Annotated in this window: 8 protein-coding genes and 1 CRISPR repeat array; of the genes, 7 read left to right on the top strand and 1 reads right to left on the bottom strand. The window is 40.1% G+C overall.

Features of this window, described 5'->3' with window-relative positions:
- Window positions 1–71: 71 nt before the first annotated feature.
- Entirely contained in the window at window positions 72–488 is a 417-nt protein-coding gene (locus tag AC23N5_RS30995) for a hypothetical protein (RefSeq protein WP_487758499.1), read from the bottom strand.
- 253 nt (window positions 489–741) lie between these two features.
- On the opposite strand from AC23N5_RS30995, the gene AC23N5_RS30990 reads away from it, so the two are divergent.
- The 7 genes from AC23N5_RS30990 to AC23N5_RS30960 all read left to right on the top strand — a co-directional run.
- Window positions 742–2,856, top strand: coding sequence for a hypothetical protein (locus AC23N5_RS30990; protein WP_487758498.1), 2,115 nt, complete (start codon window positions 742–744; stop codon window positions 2,854–2,856).
- A gap of 30 nt (window positions 2,857–2,886) precedes the next feature.
- Window positions 2,887–3,966: a CRISPR-associated primase-polymerase type B gene (locus AC23N5_RS30985; RefSeq protein WP_487758500.1), complete on the top strand. Its 1,080-nt coding sequence runs from the start codon at window positions 2,887–2,889 to the stop codon at window positions 3,964–3,966.
- Between the two features lie 20 nt (window positions 3,967–3,986).
- Window positions 3,987–4,463: a CRISPR-associated endonuclease Cas2 gene (gene cas2, locus AC23N5_RS30980; RefSeq protein WP_487758497.1), complete on the top strand. Its 477-nt coding sequence runs from the start codon at window positions 3,987–3,989 to the stop codon at window positions 4,461–4,463.
- Window positions 4,464–4,467: 4 nt separating this feature from the next.
- Window positions 4,468–5,439 (top strand): CRISPR-associated endonuclease Cas1, encoded by a 972-nt coding sequence (gene cas1, locus AC23N5_RS30975; RefSeq protein ID WP_487758496.1) that lies wholly within the window; start codon window positions 4,468–4,470, stop codon window positions 5,437–5,439.
- 39 nt (window positions 5,440–5,478) lie between these two features.
- Window positions 5,479–6,900 carry a hypothetical protein gene (locus AC23N5_RS30970; protein ID WP_487758495.1) on the top strand — a complete coding sequence of 474 codons (1,422 nt, stop codon included), beginning with the start codon at window positions 5,479–5,481 and terminating at the stop codon, window positions 6,898–6,900.
- Window positions 6,901–7,017: 117 nt separating this feature from the next.
- Entirely contained in the window at window positions 7,018–8,487 is a 1,470-nt protein-coding gene (locus AC23N5_RS30965) for a tetratricopeptide repeat protein (protein ID WP_487758494.1), read from the top strand.
- 110 nt (window positions 8,488–8,597) lie between these two features.
- A CRISPR array of direct repeats spans window positions 8,598–21,304; the repeat unit is 37 nt; unit sequence GCAACAACCTCATTTCCAGTAGAATAAGGATTAAGAC.
- Between the two features lie 170 nt (window positions 21,305–21,474).
- Window positions 21,475–21,878: ATP-binding protein (locus AC23N5_RS30960; RefSeq protein WP_487758493.1), on the top strand; the 404-nt coding region annotated here is incomplete at its 3' end.

The following is a 21,878-nucleotide window of genomic DNA, read 5'->3' as shown; positions in this document are numbered from 1 at the left end:
AGACGGTATTTTGGAGACAAACTCTTTGACAGACTAGTAATTGCGAATATAACAGGTGCATAAACGGATAATCAGAACGGATTTTGTTCAAAATACACTACTGTTCGTGGAATTTCGGCAAAAAGTCCTGCTTCTGTTTCAAGCTTGAATAGTACTTCTTGCAAACCGTCCGACTGAGGAAGGGCAGAAAACTGACGGAGCAGCGCCAATGATTCGTTGAGTAAGGCCGCATCGTCTTGATTGAGGGCTTCAAAAAGCGTAAACTCTTTTTCGTAGTAGTAATGAGGTTTCCACTTGGGGATGGGGGCTTTAAACGTTTCCTGCAACAAACGAATATCTGCTTTTAATGTTCTTTCCGCAGGGCGTTCTCGTACTAAATCAGAAAGCTCACAAGCATTTGCTAACTGCTCCCAGTTGAATTTTCGTCCCGTAGCAAGCTTTCCGTGAATAACCAAAAGTCGTCCTAATTGATTTTTATTTACTGGCATGGTTTTAGGCTTTTATTCAACTCAAAATACACTTTTCAGTTTGATTATCAGGTAGATGCACATAGGGGGCATCTTATCTTTGCTTACTATTTTGAGGGTTTATTTCCCCTCTATACTTTTGCACCGTCGTTTTACAACGCCTCTTCGTTGGCAGAAAAGCCTACCGCTGTGTCGGTCATCTACAAAAGCAAAAAAACGTTGAAATCTACACAGTTTTCGACGCAATCAGTATCACCTTTAAACTTTTACGGCTATGACAAACTTCACTACTTCCGACAACACCACTATGTTTGAACCTGCTACTTCTACTACTCCTGAACCGCAGGCTGTGGCTACTCCCACCCATCCGCACCTCTCGGCACAGGTAAAGTACGTGGAAGACCCCGAAGCGTTTGGCTACCAAGAATCGGGCAGGAACTTGGGAGATCCTACTACCTTCGAGAACTTTTTAAACCGTTTTGAGTCGGGGGCGATTATTGACGCAAGTCAAGACGAAGAGGCCAACCAGGCACGTCGCCAGAAAATCGAGGCCGAACGCGACGAAGTACTGTCGAAACGGTTGGAGGTGGAAGCCCAAAAGAACCAACATTTGGAGGTGTACGTTCCTGCGCAAGAGCAACTGATTACCGATAAAAAAGCGGAGATTGAGCAACTGACCTTAGAGCACGAGCGGGGTAAAATGCGTTCGGAGTTTAAGCCTGTCAAAGTAGGTTTGCTCACGTTTTTGTTTGTTTGTAACCTCACGTACTTGCTATTGTTCTATGCCAATTTGTTGTTTACCATCTTTTTTAAGAACTACGACGCCGTCATCAAAAGTGGACAAGCCGATTTGAATACGCTGTTGGGCACTGTTTTTGACCCCAGCGGAATTTTCACTTGGCACCCCGTGCTGATTTTCTGCTACCTTGCTCCTACGCTTTTTTTGACGTTGGGATTAGCCCCGCACTTGTTTTTAAACGTGATTGGTCAGGCACACCATCAGAAGTGGGTAAAGCTCGGTTTTTATGTCTTGGCTTTTATTTTCGATGCACTATTGGCTTATCAGTTGGAAAGCAAGGCCCATCAGCTACGCAAATTGATGGGAATGGAAGAACCTTTTATTTGGTACGCTTCGTCTATGTTTTGGATTGTGTTAGGGTTTGGCTTTTTGGCCTACGTGGTGTGTGGTTTCTTGGCGGTAGTAGTGGAAAAGGAGTTTGAAAAACGCGATAACTCCCGCCTTTTTGAGACTAAACTCGGTTTTTTGAAAAGCCATATTGCCGAAGCGCAAGCAAAAATCGTCGAACTCCAAGGAAAAATTGGGGAGTTAAATGCTCAGCTTGGACAAATTGACTTGCAATTGGACGCTTTCAAACGTCGTCTTGAGGCCATTTCGTTGAAGGTAGGCTCATTACAAAATACGTTGCAGGCGTTCTATTCGGGTTGGTTGCGTTACCTCAACAATGGCAATCACTACCAAAAAAGGGCCGAATGTGAGGAACGGTTTCAAGCGTTTTTAGCCAAAAATGCCGCCCCTGTTGTTCCAACTGAGACCGAAGAAGTCGTCCCCAACGGTGCCAGCGAATTTAAAAAGAGTGTTTTCAACCGCGTGTTCAATTCCTTTTTATTGGGGATGTTGTTGTGCTTTGGTCTGTCGTGGAGCGTCATGGCGCAGAAGCAATGGGTAGTGGCGCTTGATTTGTCTGATCGGTTGGTAACTACTCCTCATTGTGCTGCCAACGACCAAAAGGTCATTATGCAAGCTTTTGCAGAGTTCGAGGCGGCGGTTCGTCGTTCGTTGATTGTCAACTCAAAAGATGTGTTTATGGTGCGCATTTTACCCCAAAAAAACAGCCCTTTTGATGGCCACCATTACGAGCAGCGCTTGTCGCTTTCAATGCCTGCTACTTCCATTGCGGAGCGCGCTAAAAGGCTGCAATCACTCAAAAAAGAGCTTCCGACGCTCTTGCGTGAATTGTACCAAAAGGCAACGTTTAGCAATCAGCCGAACAAGTACTACGGCGTGGACATTTGGCTGTTTTTCAACGATGTACTGCCTTATCTGACGCCCAAGGGTTATCAAACTGAGCTGGTATTACTCAGCGATGGCCACTTTGATTTTGAATCGTACGAACATACCGTAGAACACCGTTCGCAATACACCCACACCAAATTTATTCGCGATTTTAAAGGCCCCGATTGGAAAAGTATCGCCGAAAGGCAAGGCGCAGGTATTTTACCCATTAGTCGAAAAATCGGCGGAGTATCGGTGCGGGTAAAAGGGTTAAAAGCCAAAACGAGCGACATTTTTGAACTGGACAAATTGCGTTTCTTTTGGGGCAAGTGGCTCCAAGCCTGTGGCATTCAGCATTTTGATGTCTCCCAATAAAAAAATCAACAATGCGGAAACACTGCATTTCTGGTTGCGAACTTTGTCCCATCATTTCACCAAAACCCCTTCAACACCTTCACAACACCAACGCTCTCGCTCGGAAAAAACCTTACGGCCTCCAACGAGGCACTTCAGCCTGTTTCGCTCGCTGAAGTTGTTTCAATGATTAAGGGAGATACACTTTTGCAAAAGGATACCGAGCGTCTGCGCAAGCTTTCACTGCTCGACAAAGCAGCCTATCGTACGGCCAAAACCCGACTTCCTTACGTGGTAGGTAGCATTTTCAGGGACGGAGTGCGACGTATAGACAATTTCGTTCAAGCTCACTGCTTGATTGTCGATGTGGACCATTTACCCAATTTTGATGGTGTCGTACCTGCCTCCATTACGGAAGACCGCGCCGTTGCGTTGGCATTTGTCTCTCCAAGTGGTCAAGGGTTTAAGATAGTTTTTACGTTGGAACAGCCCTGTAACGATGCCAAACTTTTTCAGGCGTTTTATAAATCGTTTGTCAGTCAGTTTGCCGAACGAACAGGCTTGGTGGGTAGCGTAGATTTGCGCACTTCGGATGCGTCGCGGGCGTGCTTTTTGGCCTACGATGCAAACGCCTATTTCAACCCTAATGCGGAGCCGCTGATGCTAGAAACCATGACGTTGGAAGAAGACTTGTTTTCAAAGCAAACTCTTATCGAAAAAAAGGAGGCGACGAAAACCGAAACAAAGCCCATTTTCAACGAAACGGCCTACCGTGAGGTGCTTCGTGAGGTTTCTCCTACGGCTCCCACACGCACCGTTAAGCAGGCATTTGTTCCCCAAGAACTGCTTGATTTTATGCCCGAAATAGACGTTTTATGCCAAAAAGCGGGGCTAGAAGTTTTTGAAAAAATGCCTATTCAGTACGGTATTAAGGTGTTGGTAAAACAGGGCTACCGCAAGGCAGAAGTCAACGTGTTTTTTGGCAAAAGAGGGTTTTCGGTGGTCAAATCGCCCAAAACAGGCACCGATGCCGCTTTGATGGATTTGCTGTACGGTATTCTCTACGCGCATTTGTTTCCTGCACCCGTTAGTGAGAATGTGCCCTTAGTGAGTTATCTCTCTGCTAATTAACCCCACTTAGCTGTTTTTTTATGCCAAAGAAGAAACCCTACGTTCGAAAAACGTTGCCTGAGCTCGAACGGCTTTGGCAAGAAACGGCCTTGATTCGGCCAAAGGAGGGACCACTTGGGGAGTCAGGGGAAATACCCCAGCGACTTCAGAATTTCATGTTGTATTTACAGCGTCAGCAGCCACTCAAACGCCCAGAAGACATGTATTGCTTTATTATGTACGACATTGAAAATAACAAAGTTCGGCGGCTTATGGCGAAGTACTTGCTGCAAAAAGGCTGCGTACGGGTCCAAAAATCGGTGTTTTTTGGCAGGTTTCACCGAAAGCTCCAACGTGAAGTGCTGGATGTACTGCGCAAGATGCAGGAATGTTACGAAAATGAAGACACGATTTTGGTGTTGCCCGTTGGCGAAGATATGCTCAACAGCCTCACCTGCATCGGTAAATTATTTGAACTGGAATTGATGACGGCCCACAAACACACGCTATTTTTTTGACACTATGACACAACTTATCTTAAATAAACGAGGCACTAGCTTGAGCGTAAAAAGTGGTCGCTACTGCGTACGCACACCCGAACGGGAGAGTTTTATTCCTGTCCATGAAATCAAAAGTATTCATTTGCACTCGGCGACTAAGCTCACGTACGAGGTGGTACAAACGGCGATTCAGTACAACACCGATTTGCTGTTTATTGACCGATACGGCAAACCCATTGGGCGGGTTTGGAGCAATCAGTTTGGCTCCATTTCTACCATTCGTAAAAACCAATTGACGTTTTCGCAAACTACGATGGGGGCTGAATGGATGCGTGGGCTATTGGTACAAAAAATCGAAAACCAAGTACTTGTAGTGGAGATGCTTCAATTATTGACGCAAAAAGAATGCCCCGAGGCGTTGCAAAACTTGGCTTTTTACGGGCAAAAATTCAAGCAGTACGTCATCAAAGAGCTGCCCGAAACTTTTGCGACATTTAGGGGCTACGAAGGCAACCTCAGTAAAGCCTATTTTTCGGCGCTGCGTGAACTACTTCCGAGTCAATATTTTTTTGCCAAACGCTCTCAGCATCCTGCTTTGGATATGTTTAATTGTTTGCTCAATTATGCCTACGGAATGCTCTACAGTAATTGCGAATCAGCGCTGATTCGGGCAGGTATCGACCCTGCCGTGGGGGTCATGCACCGCGACGAATACAATCGTCCCGTTTTGGTGTATGATTTTATTGAGACTTACCGCCATTATGCCGACTACGTAGTGTGTCATCTTTGTCTGCAAGAAGTGATTTTTGAGGAGTTTTTTGACGTAGAAAATGGTCAGTTTTGGCTTAATACCGACGGGAAACGTTTGCTCATTCAGTGTATGAACGATTATCTCAACGAAGTAGTCAACTTGCAAGGGCTGAGTCGAAGCCGACTTACTCACCTCGAACTGGACGCCCAACGTTTGGCGACTCAGCTCAAAAAAATTGGTTAATGCAAAAAGACTGCATCTTTAACTCAGACATTTGTCTTCATGTTTCACCGCCCACTGGGCACAACTTCTTTTACTGCTTTCATGAATCCAACCACCGCTACCCACACCCTTTTGTTTGCAAACATCGGCAATCGCAATATTAGCTTCCAAGGCAAGACTTTTGACAGGCTTTCGGACGACCAAAAGCTGCTTTTTGGTGGCTCGTTTAAGGCATTTAGTCAGACCTTATTGAGTGATTTTGACGCATTTGCCCCCGATTTGTCGGTGACGATTGTTAATCAGATTTTGGAGGTTTTGGGGAGTGCCTATTTTGACCAAGTCATTCTTTTTGGGTCAGACCAACTGGTCGATAACCACGCCAAAACCGACCAAGATACCTACTGGGCGGGGTTAATTATGGCCAAATTGCTCGTTCGACAGGGGTATCTCAGCGAGAGTCAGGTCAAGGTGTTACCCGTTCGATGTGATATTTCGGACAACGACGGGTTGTTGCGCTATTACCGTAATCAGCTCAAGCGGTTTAACATTGATTATATGTACCCCAACGTGTGTATCTGCGACGCGGGAGGAAGCCCTCAGCAAAAAGTAGCGCTAAAGCTCATGGCCGAGTTTATGGTTGACAGCCAAAAGCTGGAGGTTTTGTACGTAAATGCCAAAACCAAAACCTTGGAAAAGGTAAGCCAAATTGAATACCGAAATATCATTACGGCCGAGCAAGTGAGAAGCCTGACCGCCAAAGGGCAGTACAAAGCGGCTTTGTCGCTGCGGCAAGTGGACGACCTCACAAGCCTGTGCACCACCAGGGTACTGGCCAATCGTTTGCTGGGGATGGGGTATTTTTTGAGCATCGGCAATGTTGAAATGTACCAGAAATTACGGCGAAATATGAAACAAAAAGAGCGAGATCAGTATGCGTTTTTGGTGGAGAGTCCTAGTCCATTGACCAACACCCTTGCTAAAGCTCAATTTATGAACCGAGCGGGGCAGTTTGACGCGGCGATCCTAAGTTTTGCGGTGTTTTACGAAAAATACCTTGCTCAACTTATTCACGCTCATTTTGGGTACGATTTGGTCAATGAGTATTACTCTGAAAGCCGTCGGCTACGGCAGGAGGCATTGGAACGCTTTCCTCATTTGGCTTCCGAAAATAACCTTGAAAGTATAGCCGAGATGGTTTTTCAAGTTAAAGTAGCTCAGTGTATTCAGGAAGAACCGCACGCTACGTTTGTCAATACGTTGTCAAATTTTATCGGTGGCAAATCAACGGAAAACCACAAGCTGCTGTTTATTAACGTGGTTCGTAACAAAATTGCCCACGAAGGGCTCATTCCCGATGATTCAATGATGGGCAAAGACTTGCCCTATTTTGCGGAGTTAATCGGTGCCGCAGGGCAACTGATGCAGCTTCCTTCCGAAAATATTTTTGAAAAACTAAACGAAGCTATTGCACTGGAGGTGTAGGGGCGAAGGGCAGAGGGCAAGGGGCAAAAAGGCAAGGGCAGAGGGACGTAATCACTTTTTAAACTTTCATATCACTTCGATACTTTCACTACTACTACTCTACAAAATGCGCAGGAGGTGAGCCGTTTGCGCAAAAATGGTCAGCTAACCGAGGCATGTGAACTTGCAGAACAACTGCTTGTGGACAAGCCTAATGACCTTTTTAACCGAAGAGCAGCGGCATGGGTGTATATCGACATTCTTAAACTTAATGGGGTATTTAAAGGAGAAACACTCTCTAAGCTGGAGAAGCTGTGTGCGCTGGGATTTGATGCTGGTGAAAAGATTCTGTGGGAACAACTTTACTGGATTGTTGCAAAAGAAGTGTTTAAACTAACTGACGAGACTCCATCGACGTTGCTATACCGTTTTGAAACTTGCTGTCAAACTTTTGCGGCGGTTCCTGGACAAGCCTACAGCGTCATGCTCAAAGCACTTGTCAAACAAGCATTGAAGTGGAAACAATTTCCTGCCATGGTGGCTTGTTGGGGATTAGAACACTTTCAAACGAGTGATTTTGAGGGCGAAACCCTCCAAAATGGCAAAGCTATCCCCTCGTTGGTGGAGCGCACCTATTTGGCTGTTTCCAAAGCTTATTTGATGCAGCCTTATGCTGATGCCAGCATGACTGATTTTTTACATCAGCTCAATACCGTATCGGAGGCACATCCTGAAATGCTGTATTTGATTTATTATCGGGCGTTGTTATACCAAAAAATGGGTCAATTAGACACTGCTTTGGGTTTATTCCGTCCCTTCGCTCAGAAAAAGAAGCGCGATTTTTGGGTGTGGGATTTGTTGGCCCAACTACATCCACATGACCATTCCCTGCAAATGGCTTGCTTGGCCAAAGCCCTCATGTGTACTACCCCTCCCGAGTTTTTGGTAAAAATTCGGCAACGATTTGCAGAGTTATTGGTACAACAAGAGCGCTGGGACGAGGCTCGGGTCGAGATTGAGGCATTGATTCAAGTCAGGGAAGCGAACCATTGGCGAATTCCTAGCTGTGTATATGAGTGGGTGAAAACGCCAAAATATCAACTTGCAAGCAAGGGTAAGTCTAACCATAACCTATATACGCAATTCACCAAAACGGCTGAGGCGTTACTTTTTTCGGCCTCGAATGCGCATATTGGCATTATTTGGCACCTCAATACAGAGAAACAAACCGCCCAATTTTTCGTGGATGAGGCTATCAACGGTGGATTTTGTTATGCCAAACTCGGGGTAAATGCGCCACAAGTTGGTCAGGCTTTTACATTTTGGTTACAAGAAGTAGCCCATAAAGACGGGAAATACTGGAAAGTAGAGAAAGTGGCAAATTATGAAGGACAAATTGAATCCAGCCAAATGAAATCATTTAACGGACGGCTTCAGGTGAAAGGCCGAATTGGGTTTGTGGGCGACGTATTTATTGACATCCCTGCGATTGATGCAAGCCTTTCACATGCTCAACTGGTATCAGGTACTGCTGTCAGAACGTACAATCTCAAAAATAAGGAATGGGGTTGGAAGGCAAACAAAATAAAAAGTGTAAATTTGGCTTAGAAAGTTAAAGTAAACCCTTAAAACCACTGTACATTTGAATGATTCAATATAAATATTTTTATTTTTCAAACTATAATTCATTGATTTTCAGCTCAAAACTTTTGGTTGCGGCAACAACCTCATTTCCAGTAGAATAAGGATTAAGACATTGTTTTAGGCGTTTAGTTTAGTGAGACAAAGTAAACGCAACAACCTCATTTCCAGTAGAATAAGGATTAAGACACCTCCGAAAGAGGTCATAAGCGATGAAAAAAACTGCGCAACAACCTCATTTCCAGTAGAATAAGGATTAAGACCGACGGCTTGCCGTACTTTGTGAAAACTGCATATCTTGCAACAACCTCATTTCCAGTAGAATAAGGATTAAGACATCTTGAAAAATAAGCCCTACAATCTTAGATGTAACTGGCAACAACCTCATTTCCAGTAGAATAAGGATTAAGACAATAATAATCAAAATGAGTAAGTTAAAAATCCATTTGCAACAACCTCATTTCCAGTAGAATAAGGATTAAGACAATCTACTAAAGTATCGTGAATATAAGGAAATTTATTGCAACAACCTCATTTCCAGTAGAATAAGGATTAAGACTTTTGTAAAAAATCAATTATAAATTGAATTGCCTTTTCTGCAACAACCTCATTTCCAGTAGAATAAGGATTAAGACTTTATTTAGTTTCTCCTCTTCATCTTGATCATTATCGCAACAACCTCATTTCCAGTAGAATAAGGATTAAGACATATTTTTTTGCCGAAGGGTGAGCCGTCTAGGAAGGTGCAACAACCTCATTTCCAGTAGAATAAGGATTAAGACTATGGTATATTTTATCGCATCTTGTTCTTGCAGTGGAAGCAACAACCTCATTTCCAGTAGAATAAGGATTAAGACTGTGTACACAAGTTTCTTTTTCATTGTTTTTTCATTGCTTGCAACAACCTCATTTCCAGTAGAATAAGGATTAAGACACTGGAGGAACAGAAGCAGGTGAAGCTGGTGGAACAATGCAACAACCTCATTTCCAGTAGAATAAGGATTAAGACTCATTACGGTGTACGCTGTTATTTCAGAAAATGGGGCAACAACCTCATTTCCAGTAGAATAAGGATTAAGACAAACACATAGATTTCAATTCAAAAAAGTACAACAAGCAACAACCTCATTTCCAGTAGAATAAGGATTAAGACGAGTAAAGACCCTGATTGTTAAGGCGTTCTACAATTAAGCAACAACCTCATTTCCAGTAGAATAAGGATTAAGACCCTGATTGTTAAGGCGTTCTACAATTAACTGCCGAAATGCAACAACCTCATTTCCAGTAGAATAAGGATTAAGACAGAAGAAATCCAAGCAGGGTGGTAATCTTGTTGATACAGCAACAACCTCATTTCCAGTAGAATAAGGATTAAGACTCGATTTCCTTTTCGCGGTTACTTTCCGCCAAAGACATGCAACAACCTCATTTCCAGTAGAATAAGGATTAAGACCCTTTATAATATATTTCTTTTGTTTCTCTTTCAGTACTTAGTGCAACAACCTCATTTCCAGTAGAATAAGGATTAAGACATTGTTGTATACTTATATGAGGGTTTTCGATTCGGGCAACAACCTCATTTCCAGTAGAATAAGGATTAAGACTATTTATTCACTTTTCTTTAAGACTTTATAAATCTCGCAACAACCTCATTTCCAGTAGAATAAGGATTAAGACTTTATCTTCTAAAACACTTAAAGTCAAAGTGTCTATAAAAGCAACAACCTCATTTCCAGTAGAATAAGGATTAAGACAAGATTTTCTATTTCTTGATAGTTTATTTCTCTTTTAGCAACAACCTCATTTCCAGTAGAATAAGGATTAAGACACAACACCAAACTTTTCTACTTCTTCTTTAGTATATTGCAACAACCTCATTTCCAGTAGAATAAGGATTAAGACCGTCAATTGTATTTAAAGTTTCCATTCTATAAAAGCAACAACCTCATTTCCAGTAGAATAAGGATTAAGACTAGGAGATTTGAATCCTTTTCCCCATTGTGCAACAATGCAACAACCTCATTTCCAGTAGAATAAGGATTAAGACAATTGAGTGTTCAACTCCTAACAAATTTAATAATTGTGCAACAACCTCATTTCCAGTAGAATAAGGATTAAGACTATAGCTAACCACGTCGGTAGCCTGTTTTACAGATAGCAACAACCTCATTTCCAGTAGAATAAGGATTAAGACGAACAAAGTGTTTACTACTGGAACCACCGACAAAATGCAACAACCTCATTTCCAGTAGAATAAGGATTAAGACCTTATCAAGAACCAATGCTTCGGTATCGTTCAACACGCAACAACCTCATTTCCAGTAGAATAAGGATTAAGACCTCGTAATTTGGGAACAAGGACGCGACATAATCAGTTGCAACAACCTCATTTCCAGTAGAATAAGGATTAAGACTTATGTTTTTCTTCAACAGTTGTCATAGTAAAAATGGTGCAACAACCTCATTTCCAGTAGAATAAGGATTAAGACGTTTTTTTATTCTATGGCAACAAATCCTAATCGGAATTGCAACAACCTCATTTCCAGTAGAATAAGGATTAAGACAATATGGTTCAACAGTTATTTTCAAATCAGAAATTTTTGCAACAACCTCATTTCCAGTAGAATAAGGATTAAGACTTTGCCAAGATGGATTTCTTGTCGAGCTGGAACTCGCAACAACCTCATTTCCAGTAGAATAAGGATTAAGACACATCTCCTTTAGAAAGGTACATACCTTGTTCCCCACTGCAACAACCTCATTTCCAGTAGAATAAGGATTAAGACACTTTTCCCATTCTCAATAAGCACTTTGTCAACAAAGCAACAACCTCATTTCCAGTAGAATAAGGATTAAGACAATTTCTTCACGTAACAATACCATTCTTTGAAATACCAGCAACAACCTCATTTCCAGTAGAATAAGGATTAAGACTCTTGTTTTCGGATTAGGATTGTGACCTTTTACATGAAGCAACAACCTCATTTCCAGTAGAATAAGGATTAAGACTGAATTACAAGAGATATAAATCTCTTTGTTTTCAACAGCAACAACCTCATTTCCAGTAGAATAAGGATTAAGACCCAATTCCGTATGATGTTAGCATTCGTCCCCCTCTCTGCAACAACCTCATTTCCAGTAGAATAAGGATTAAGACCTTCGCGTTGTCTTTCAGCATTAAATTCCTCAATTTGGCAACAACCTCATTTCCAGTAGAATAAGGATTAAGACTATGTGTGTGCCCTGCCCTGCGTGTTTGTCAACATAGGCAACAACCTCATTTCCAGTAGAATAAGGATTAAGACCCTATAACGAATGTCATAGATAACATAGCAAGCAAAGCAACAACCTCATTTCCAGTAGAATAAGGATTAAGACCGACATTGGCTTATATTTTACTCTTTTTTTCATTACTCGCAACAACCTCATTTCCAGTAGAATAAGGATTAAGACATCCCAAGCAGCGCCAATCCTACAACTCCCAGCCGCAACAACCTCATTTCCAGTAGAATAAGGATTAAGACTAGGTCAAAGATTCCGCATTCGCCAGACTCAATTAGACGCAACAACCTCATTTCCAGTAGAATAAGGATTAAGACAACTCGTACAAGTTTAGATTGATGTTTTTCATATATCTGCAACAACCTCATTTCCAGTAGAATAAGGATTAAGACTCAATAAAACTTTGACCTTCGTACTCTTGGCCACCTGCAACAACCTCATTTCCAGTAGAATAAGGATTAAGACAATTCAATTTTAGGGATTTGCCCTCCTAAAAGAGCGCAACAACCTCATTTCCAGTAGAATAAGGATTAAGACTCAAATAATTCAGTTACATCATGTCCACATTGACATGTGCAACAACCTCATTTCCAGTAGAATAAGGATTAAGACTACTGAGCTACCAACTCTTTTGCTGCTGTGTGCAGCGCAACAACCTCATTTCCAGTAGAATAAGGATTAAGACAAGACCAAGCGAACGGATAGTCCCCTACAAATCTAAGCAACAACCTCATTTCCAGTAGAATAAGGATTAAGACGTTGTTTTCTCACAATAGAGAAACATTTGGGGCAACAACCTCATTTCCAGTAGAATAAGGATTAAGACATCATTTCACCTTTATCATCGTATTTCATTTTTTGTTGCAACAACCTCATTTCCAGTAGAATAAGGATTAAGACAGATTGAGGCTAAGATGGTTAAACAATAGATTGAAGCGCAACAACCTCATTTCCAGTAGAATAAGGATTAAGACCGTTTTCTTCTCCGTCGTATGATGACAGACTATGGCCGCAACAACCTCATTTCCAGTAGAATAAGGATTAAGACCTAGTACCATATTTGTATGCAGTTTTTTTCGTTTAAAGCAACAACCTCATTTCCAGTAGAATAAGGATTAAGACCATGATTGATGTATTTTCAAAATCTCTAAAGTAGATGCAACAACCTCATTTCCAGTAGAATAAGGATTAAGACACAATCTAATAACGTTCTTAAAATAAATGTATCAATGCAACAACCTCATTTCCAGTAGAATAAGGATTAAGACAAAATGACTTTTTCGTTGTTGTAACGTCTTATGTTAAGCAACAACCTCATTTCCAGTAGAATAAGGATTAAGACAATGTTTCTTCTTTTCTTGGACGTCCTCTTTTCATTTGCAACAACCTCATTTCCAGTAGAATAAGGATTAAGACTATAAAAAACATATCCTTTTATGTTTTCTTTATATGAATGCAACAACCTCATTTCCAGTAGAATAAGGATTAAGACATTTGTACCATGACTCTGTATGTTCCGTCTCTGCGATAGCAACAACCTCATTTCCAGTAGAATAAGGATTAAGACGAGACTCCATTAATCTCTTTGTTGTTTCTAAGTAAAGGCAACAACCTCATTTCCAGTAGAATAAGGATTAAGACAATATATCAATTATTTCTTGAGTTTTATTAATATAATAGCAACAACCTCATTTCCAGTAGAATAAGGATTAAGACTAACGCAGTAGAACAGCATCGTATGGAATTTTTTTGCAACAACCTCATTTCCAGTAGAATAAGGATTAAGACATACTAAGCTTCTACTTTATTGTTGTAAATCTCATGCAACAACCTCATTTCCAGTAGAATAAGGATTAAGACCAAATAACTCTTTTAACAGAGCTATTTGCTCAGGTGTGCAACAACCTCATTTCCAGTAGAATAAGGATTAAGACAGTTAGACTTACCAGTCTAACTCTTCTGCCAACTGCAACAACCTCATTTCCAGTAGAATAAGGATTAAGACATTGAACTCCAATGTGTTATTAGCACAAAGGAGTGTGAGCAACAACCTCATTTCCAGTAGAATAAGGATTAAGACCATTGCCAGTTTTGTAGTAAACGCCTTGATTCAACTCTGCAACAACCTCATTTCCAGTAGAATAAGGATTAAGACACTACCTTTTCTGCCTCTTTTGTTGACATTTCGGGTAATGCAACAACCTCATTTCCAGTAGAATAAGGATTAAGACCAAAGTCTTCGTTGCTTTTTATTTTTCCATGAATTTGATGCAACAACCTCATTTCCAGTAGAATAAGGATTAAGACGTAATTACCTTCTGTTTTTCCTTCAAAAATATACGGCAACAACCTCATTTCCAGTAGAATAAGGATTAAGACTCTTTCGAGAATATGGCAAAAGCCGCACGTGTGATAGCAACAACCTCATTTCCAGTAGAATAAGGATTAAGACGCACATCGCAATAAGCAACAGTGCAGATAAAAACAGGGCAACAACCTCATTTCCAGTAGAATAAGGATTAAGACGCTACCGTTTTCTTAGAATGTGTCATCGATGTTGGCAACAACCTCATTTCCAGTAGAATAAGGATTAAGACTGTAACTCATGAAGAGCAAGGTTTTCTAAATTTAACAGCAACAACCTCATTTCCAGTAGAATAAGGATTAAGACTCTTTTCTGGGATGCGAGTACATCCTTCAAGATTCAAAGCAACAACCTCATTTCCAGTAGAATAAGGATTAAGACGCAGTTTTTATATTCATATTAGAAATTTGTTAAATCTGCAACAACCTCATTTCCAGTAGAATAAGGATTAAGACCATCGTATGGAATTTTATTTTTAGACAGAAAATCCAACAAGCAACAACCTCATTTCCAGTAGAATAAGGATTAAGACCCAATTGCGCCGCCTGAGAAAAACCAACTTTTATCCGCAACAACCTCATTTCCAGTAGAATAAGGATTAAGACCCCTTATTATTCCACCTTTGAGAGAATAGGTCATTGCAACAACCTCATTTCCAGTAGAATAAGGATTAAGACGCGGAATGAGGGTGATTTTACCATCCTTGGCCATGAATGCAACAACCTCATTTCCAGTAGAATAAGGATTAAGACAACTCATCAGAGTTATTATAAGCACAAAGATATAAAAGCAACAACCTCATTTCCAGTAGAATAAGGATTAAGACATTTTTACTATTTCTCTGGTTGTCATTTTACCTTGAGTGCAACAACCTCATTTCCAGTAGAATAAGGATTAAGACTCATTAGTGTATGTTTTAATTAAAAATTCAAGTAATGGCAACAACCTCATTTCCAGTAGAATAAGGATTAAGACTGTATTCTTTTGTTACTGTGAAGTCCCTGTCATAATTTGCAACAACCTCATTTCCAGTAGAATAAGGATTAAGACACTGATTTGCGCTCTACTTTGCGCTCACCTGTTTCCTTGCAACAACCTCATTTCCAGTAGAATAAGGATTAAGACCTTTTGCTAGGTGCTCGTTGCCCGAAATCTTGGTGCAACAACCTCATTTCCAGTAGAATAAGGATTAAGACTTAGAAAAGAAAATCACCACAGCTACAACTAATACGAGCAACAACCTCATTTCCAGTAGAATAAGGATTAAGACGATAACTGGCCCAGAATAAGGAAGTGAAGACCTAAGGCAACAACCTCATTTCCAGTAGAATAAGGATTAAGACGCTTATAAGTGCATCACGCTGAGACTGGTTGAGCGTAGCAACAACCTCATTTCCAGTAGAATAAGGATTAAGACCGCTCTGACCAACTGAGCTAAGGGTGCTTTGAAAAATTAAGCAACAACCTCATTTCCAGTAGAATAAGGATTAAGACAGTATGCTTTCCGTTGGTTATATACCAACCTATGCCAGCAACAACCTCATTTCCAGTAGAATAAGGATTAAGACTTATTAAAGAGTTATGTGATAATTCCACTTATTCCCGCAACAACCTCATTTCCAGTAGAATAAGGATTAAGACTGCAATTGTTCTGATTTGTGCATTTAATTCAATGTTTGGCAACAACCTCATTTCCAGTAGAATAAGGATTAAGACATTTTGTTTCTTGTGTTGTTTGAGTAGTTTCCATTTTTGCAACAACCTCATTTCCAGTAGAATAAGGATTAAGACGAACACTTCCACCTCCGTTGGCAACAGTATGTTGCTGAAGCAACAACCTCATTTCCAGTAGAATAAGGATTAAGACTTTCTTTTCCATAAACAAGAGCGTTTAGTTTTTTACATAGGGCAACAACCTCATTTCCAGTAGAATAAGGATTAAGACCATCTACTTCCTTTGTCGAGGACATGAACACAGTTATGCAACAACCTCATTTCCAGTAGAATAAGGATTAAGACCAGGATTTGCTTCGGCAATCTGCTTTGCAACTTTCGCAACAACCTCATTTCCAGTAGAATAAGGATTAAGACAAGTACTTTTCTGCTGGACGGTAATACACATTCCATAGCAACAACCTCATTTCCAGTAGAATAAGGATTAAGACATTTAACATACTAATCGTCATTACAGCTTTTTTACTTCGCAACAACCTCATTTCCAGTAGAATAAGGATTAAGACAAATTATTCAAAATCCGTAGTCATTACTTTTAAAGCAGCAACAACCTCATTTCCAGTAGAATAAGGATTAAGACATTTGACCGCGCCCGTGCTAGAACCAAGATTTGTAACAGCAACAACCTCATTTCCAGTAGAATAAGGATTAAGACCCATTCTCCAAATTTCTTATCGTCATTTGGAATTTCGCAACAACCTCATTTCCAGTAGAATAAGGATTAAGACCGATATAATCGTCTGCTCGTTCCTCTGCCAAATCATGCAACAACCTCATTTCCAGTAGAATAAGGATTAAGACATCTCCCATACAAATAGGAGGTTCAAAGAATGGTATATGCAACAACCTCATTTCCAGTAGAATAAGGATTAAGACTCCATTGCTCGCGTAGTTTAAGCCAGATTGTTCTGGCAACAACCTCATTTCCAGTAGAATAAGGATTAAGACAAACAATGCAACAAACTGTCCGTAGTAATTAACTACGAGCAACAACCTCATTTCCAGTAGAATAAGGATTAAGACCAATACTATTTAAGTAATCTTGATACATAAAAAACCCATGCAACAACCTCATTTCCAGTAGAATAAGGATTAAGACGCCTTTTGAAGGGCTATAGTTGGGTCTAAAGAGTTGATGCAACAACCTCATTTCCAGTAGAATAAGGATTAAGACAACTGTTTCGTCCACTCCTTGGGCAGCAAGGTGCGCGCAACAACCTCATTTCCAGTAGAATAAGGATTAAGACAATGCTGCTGCTCTCCGTTCTTCCATTTCTTTCAATCTGCAACAACCTCATTTCCAGTAGAATAAGGATTAAGACCCAATCCACTCGTACCCAAAAGGTTATACACTTGGATTGCAACAACCTCATTTCCAGTAGAATAAGGATTAAGACACACCATTCCAGTATCATCAAAAGTTAATTCAGCCATGCAACAACCTCATTTCCAGTAGAATAAGGATTAAGACTCTTTTTGATTTTCAACAATAATGCTGTTTACCATTTGGCAACAACCTCATTTCCAGTAGAATAAGGATTAAGACTCTTGGAGGGGAAACTCCTTTGCGCTGTATCCAGTGTCACAGCAACAACCTCATTTCCAGTAGAATAAGGATTAAGACCAATATAACAACAACTCTAGGTTAGGTTCTACTGAAAGCAACAACCTCATTTCCAGTAGAATAAGGATTAAGACTCCTTTAAAGAGAGTTGTTTAGTGGCATCATAAAGACTGCAACAACCTCATTTCCAGTAGAATAAGGATTAAGACTGTTGGCGGTTGTGGTATAAACCAATCCTATAACAAGGCAACAACCTCATTTCCAGTAGAATAAGGATTAAGACACTTAAAAGTTATACACAATTAACAATTCAACTTTCCTGCAACAACCTCATTTCCAGTAGAATAAGGATTAAGACTTCTACTACATTAGTGGAATTATTCCACTTAACTGCAACAACCTCATTTCCAGTAGAATAAGGATTAAGACCCATAGTAAATAAGCTTCTTCGCCTGCTTCAAAACCAAGCAACAACCTCATTTCCAGTAGAATAAGGATTAAGACTTCCGTTAGCGTTCTTTCTAGTTTTAACCTTTGCCAGCAACAACCTCATTTCCAGTAGAATAAGGATTAAGACTCTCTAAAAGCCGTATTCAATGAGATGATTTATTTTAGCAACAACCTCATTTCCAGTAGAATAAGGATTAAGACTATGAATATCATTTTCGTTAATTGAAAATTTGCTTGAAGCAACAACCTCATTTCCAGTAGAATAAGGATTAAGACCCATCGGGAATAACTCTTCTTCGAGACACTCCCATTTCGCAACAACCTCATTTCCAGTAGAATAAGGATTAAGACCGACTCTTTGTCGGTGATTAAGTTGAGGAAGTGAATAGCAACAACCTCATTTCCAGTAGAATAAGGATTAAGACCAGATTCTTTCTTGTGATAACAAGACAGCTTTGTCTTGCAACAACCTCATTTCCAGTAGAATAAGGATTAAGACTATGAGGGTCAAGCACTTTATAACCTTGTTCGTTAGCAACAACCTCATTTCCAGTAGAATAAGGATTAAGACTGCTTTATGTTAATGATTAAAAAAAATAAAAAGAAGTTGCAACAACCTCATTTCCAGTAGAATAAGGATTAAGACCTGTTCCATTGTGAAATTAAATGGAATATAACATATTGGCAACAACCTCATTTCCAGTAGAATAAGGATTAAGACCTTTTATAGCAATCCAATAATTTCTTTAACAAAAATGCAACAACCTCATTTCCAGTAGAATAAGGATTAAGACTTTTGATTCCCTGAAAGTAGTGATTTTTTAAGTAATGTGCAACAACCTCATTTCCAGTAGAATAAGGATTAAGACTTCTAAGTTTATCCAGCTTTCCATTTTTATGAATGAAATGCAACAACCTCATTTCCAGTAGAATAAGGATTAAGACTGACGTTCACTTGTTGGATCAATTTTACGACCTTTATTGCAACAACCTCATTTCCAGTAGAATAAGGATTAAGACTCAGATGGGGTCTGACTCGCTGGGTTATACAGCGACACGCAACAACCTCATTTCCAGTAGAATAAGGATTAAGACAAGCATAATATTTTTCTCTCCATATACTTCACGAAAGGGCAACAACCTCATTTCCAGTAGAATAAGGATTAAGACTCTTCATATATTTTACCTCTTAAACGTGCTGGAACCGCGCAACAACCTCATTTCCAGTAGAATAAGGATTAAGACCCGCCGATTTTTTGCCCTTTTCAATTGAGCGTTTGAGCAACAACCTCATTTCCAGTAGAATAAGGATTAAGACGTTGCGAATGCGGAGGCTAACAAGATGTTTACGTTGTGCAACAACCTCATTTCCAGTAGAATAAGGATTAAGACTTGCTTTTTTATTTTCTGGTAGATAACAAGAACAACGCAACAACCTCATTTCCAGTAGAATAAGGATTAAGACGACTCACGAAGCCATTGATAGGCTTCTTTATTGGTTGCAACAACCTCATTTCCAGTAGAATAAGGATTAAGACAGATTCAGGGTTCTCTCTTTTCATGTCCTTCAGCCAAAGCAACAACCTCATTTCCAGTAGAATAAGGATTAAGACTCGTACAGGCTTAATTTTTTAATCCAATTGCCCACATGGCAACAACCTCATTTCCAGTAGAATAAGGATTAAGACGGTTTTTGTTACCCCATTAAATCCCTGAAAGTTGTGGCAACAACCTCATTTCCAGTAGAATAAGGATTAAGACATACCCTTGGGAATCAATAAGACCTCCTGAGGACGCAACAACCTCATTTCCAGTAGAATAAGGATTAAGACGCGTTTGTTAGGCACTCTTGCGTAATTTCGAGCGAGCAACAACCTCATTTCCAGTAGAATAAGGATTAAGACTATCCTCTTCTTTTGATGTAAAGATGAACGCCAACGGGCAACAACCTCATTTCCAGTAGAATAAGGATTAAGACAGAATCCAAGTGGATTCCAGAACACAAGACCTATGGCCAGGCAACAACCTCATTTCCAGTAGAATAAGGATTAAGACATATAATTTTTGTGTAGTTCCCACCAAGGTTCGCTTGCAACAACCTCATTTCCAGTAGAATAAGGATTAAGACAATTTATCGGCAAGTATTTCGCCTCTATATTGCAACAACCTCATTTCCAGTAGAATAAGGATTAAGACTTTCCCATTCAAAATCGCTTGCACCATTGGCGTTGAAAACAGCAACAACCTCATTTCCAGTAGAATAAGGATTAAGACTTTCCAGTTCCTCGTCGTATCCAAATTCAATTACTGGCAACAACCTCATTTCCAGTAGAATAAGGATTAAGACTCGACGAACGGAACTGCTGCATTTTCCCGCCTTTGTGTTTGCAACAACCTCATTTCCAGTAGAATAAGGATTAAGACCACTGTTTGTTGTTGTGATTCCATGCCAGCCCATGTAGCAACAACCTCATTTCCAGTAGAATAAGGATTAAGACTGTACGTTCCACGTCTTGAAAACCTGCCCGCTGTAGAGCAACAACCTCATTTCCAGTAGAATAAGGATTAAGACTTTCTCGGCATTGTGCCAGTAGTCCGACACAACAGTAAGCAACAACCTCATTTCCAGTAGAATAAGGATTAAGACTACATTCTCTGCTTTATTATCAGCAGTAAGGAATGTGCAACAACCTCATTTCCAGTAGAATAAGGATTAAGACTACATTCTCTGCTTTATTATCAGCAGTAAGGAATGTGCAACAACCTCATTTCCAGTAGAATAAGGATTAAGACCAATTTCTTTTTTTACATAATGTATTCTTATTTTCCAGCAACAACCTCATTTCCAGTAGAATAAGGATTAAGACGGTTCTGAGTTACACCATGTTAGATTCCAAAAGATAGGGCAACAACCTCATTTCCAGTAGAATAAGGATTAAGACAGTTATCAAAGTAGCCCCCAACGTTGGGAGATACCAAAAGCAACAACCTCATTTCCAGTAGAATAAGGATTAAGACTGCGAACGAATTTCTGCGATTGATACTTGAGCTTGAGCAACAACCTCATTTCCAGTAGAATAAGGATTAAGACGGAGACTTTGGGGCAGGGATACCTCTTTTGATTGTAAGCAACAACCTCATTTCCAGTAGAATAAGGATTAAGACACCATATTACATCGGCACGTACGGCAACCTCCGTGCCTTGCAACAACCTCATTTCCAGTAGAATAAGGATTAAGACAAAGTAATTCTTAGTCATATAGTAAAAGTTTAAGTGGCAACAACCTCATTTCCAGTAGAATAAGGATTAAGACTGTAGGCTTTGCTGGTTTCTTGCTCTACTTTGTCTATGGCAACAACCTCATTTCCAGTAGAATAAGGATTAAGACTCTCGTACTTTTTTGCCGTTTCGCGTAAAAAAAACTTGCAAGGACTTGAAACAACCTCACAGGTACACTAGTCCAATTCCATCAGAATAAAAATCGAGCGTTAAAACATTGATTATTTGAACTTTATAACATTTTATGTAAATTTACAATTGTATTTTAAAATTACATAAATGATTCCAAGAGCACTGACCGATAAAGCACAATTGCTACTGACTAAGTTTCCGATGGTATCTATCTCAGGGCCGAGACAGTCGGGTAAAACCACGTTTTCTAAATTGTTTGCTTCTGATTATCAGTATGTCAACCTGGAGCTACTTGACAATAGAGCCTTGGCTCAAAATGACCCGCATAGTTTCTTAGAGCGGTACCAAAACCGCGTTATCTTGGATGAAGTACAGAATGTCCCCGATTTGTTCTCGTACTTACAAGTGTTCACTGATGAGCGCAACCGAACAGGAGAGTATGTTTTGACGGGCTCACAGAACTTTTTGCTCATGCAAAAAATCACGCAGTCGTTGGCGGGAAGAGTTGCCTTATTAACCCTTTTGCCATTTTCTTATTTTGAGCTACTTGA

The sequence above is a fragment of the Runella sp. R5_40 genome (genome assembly GCF_057652295.1).
Note: the sequence above shows the minus strand (reverse complement) of the source record. Positions and strands in the feature narration are given on the sequence as shown.

Coding starts and splice junctions, on each gene's coding strand:
- AC23N5_RS30995 (WP_487758499.1), bottom strand. CDS start 488: ATGCCAGTAAATAAAAATCAATTAGGACGACTTTTGGTTATTCACGGA.
- AC23N5_RS30970 (WP_487758495.1), top strand. CDS start 5,479: ATGTTTCACCGCCCACTGGGCACAACTTCTTTTACTGCTTTCATGAAT.
- AC23N5_RS30990 (WP_487758498.1), top strand. CDS start 742: ATGACAAACTTCACTACTTCCGACAACACCACTATGTTTGAACCTGCT.
- cas1 (WP_487758496.1), top strand. CDS start 4,468: ATGACACAACTTATCTTAAATAAACGAGGCACTAGCTTGAGCGTAAAA.
- cas2 (WP_487758497.1), top strand. CDS start 3,987: ATGCCAAAGAAGAAACCCTACGTTCGAAAAACGTTGCCTGAGCTCGAA.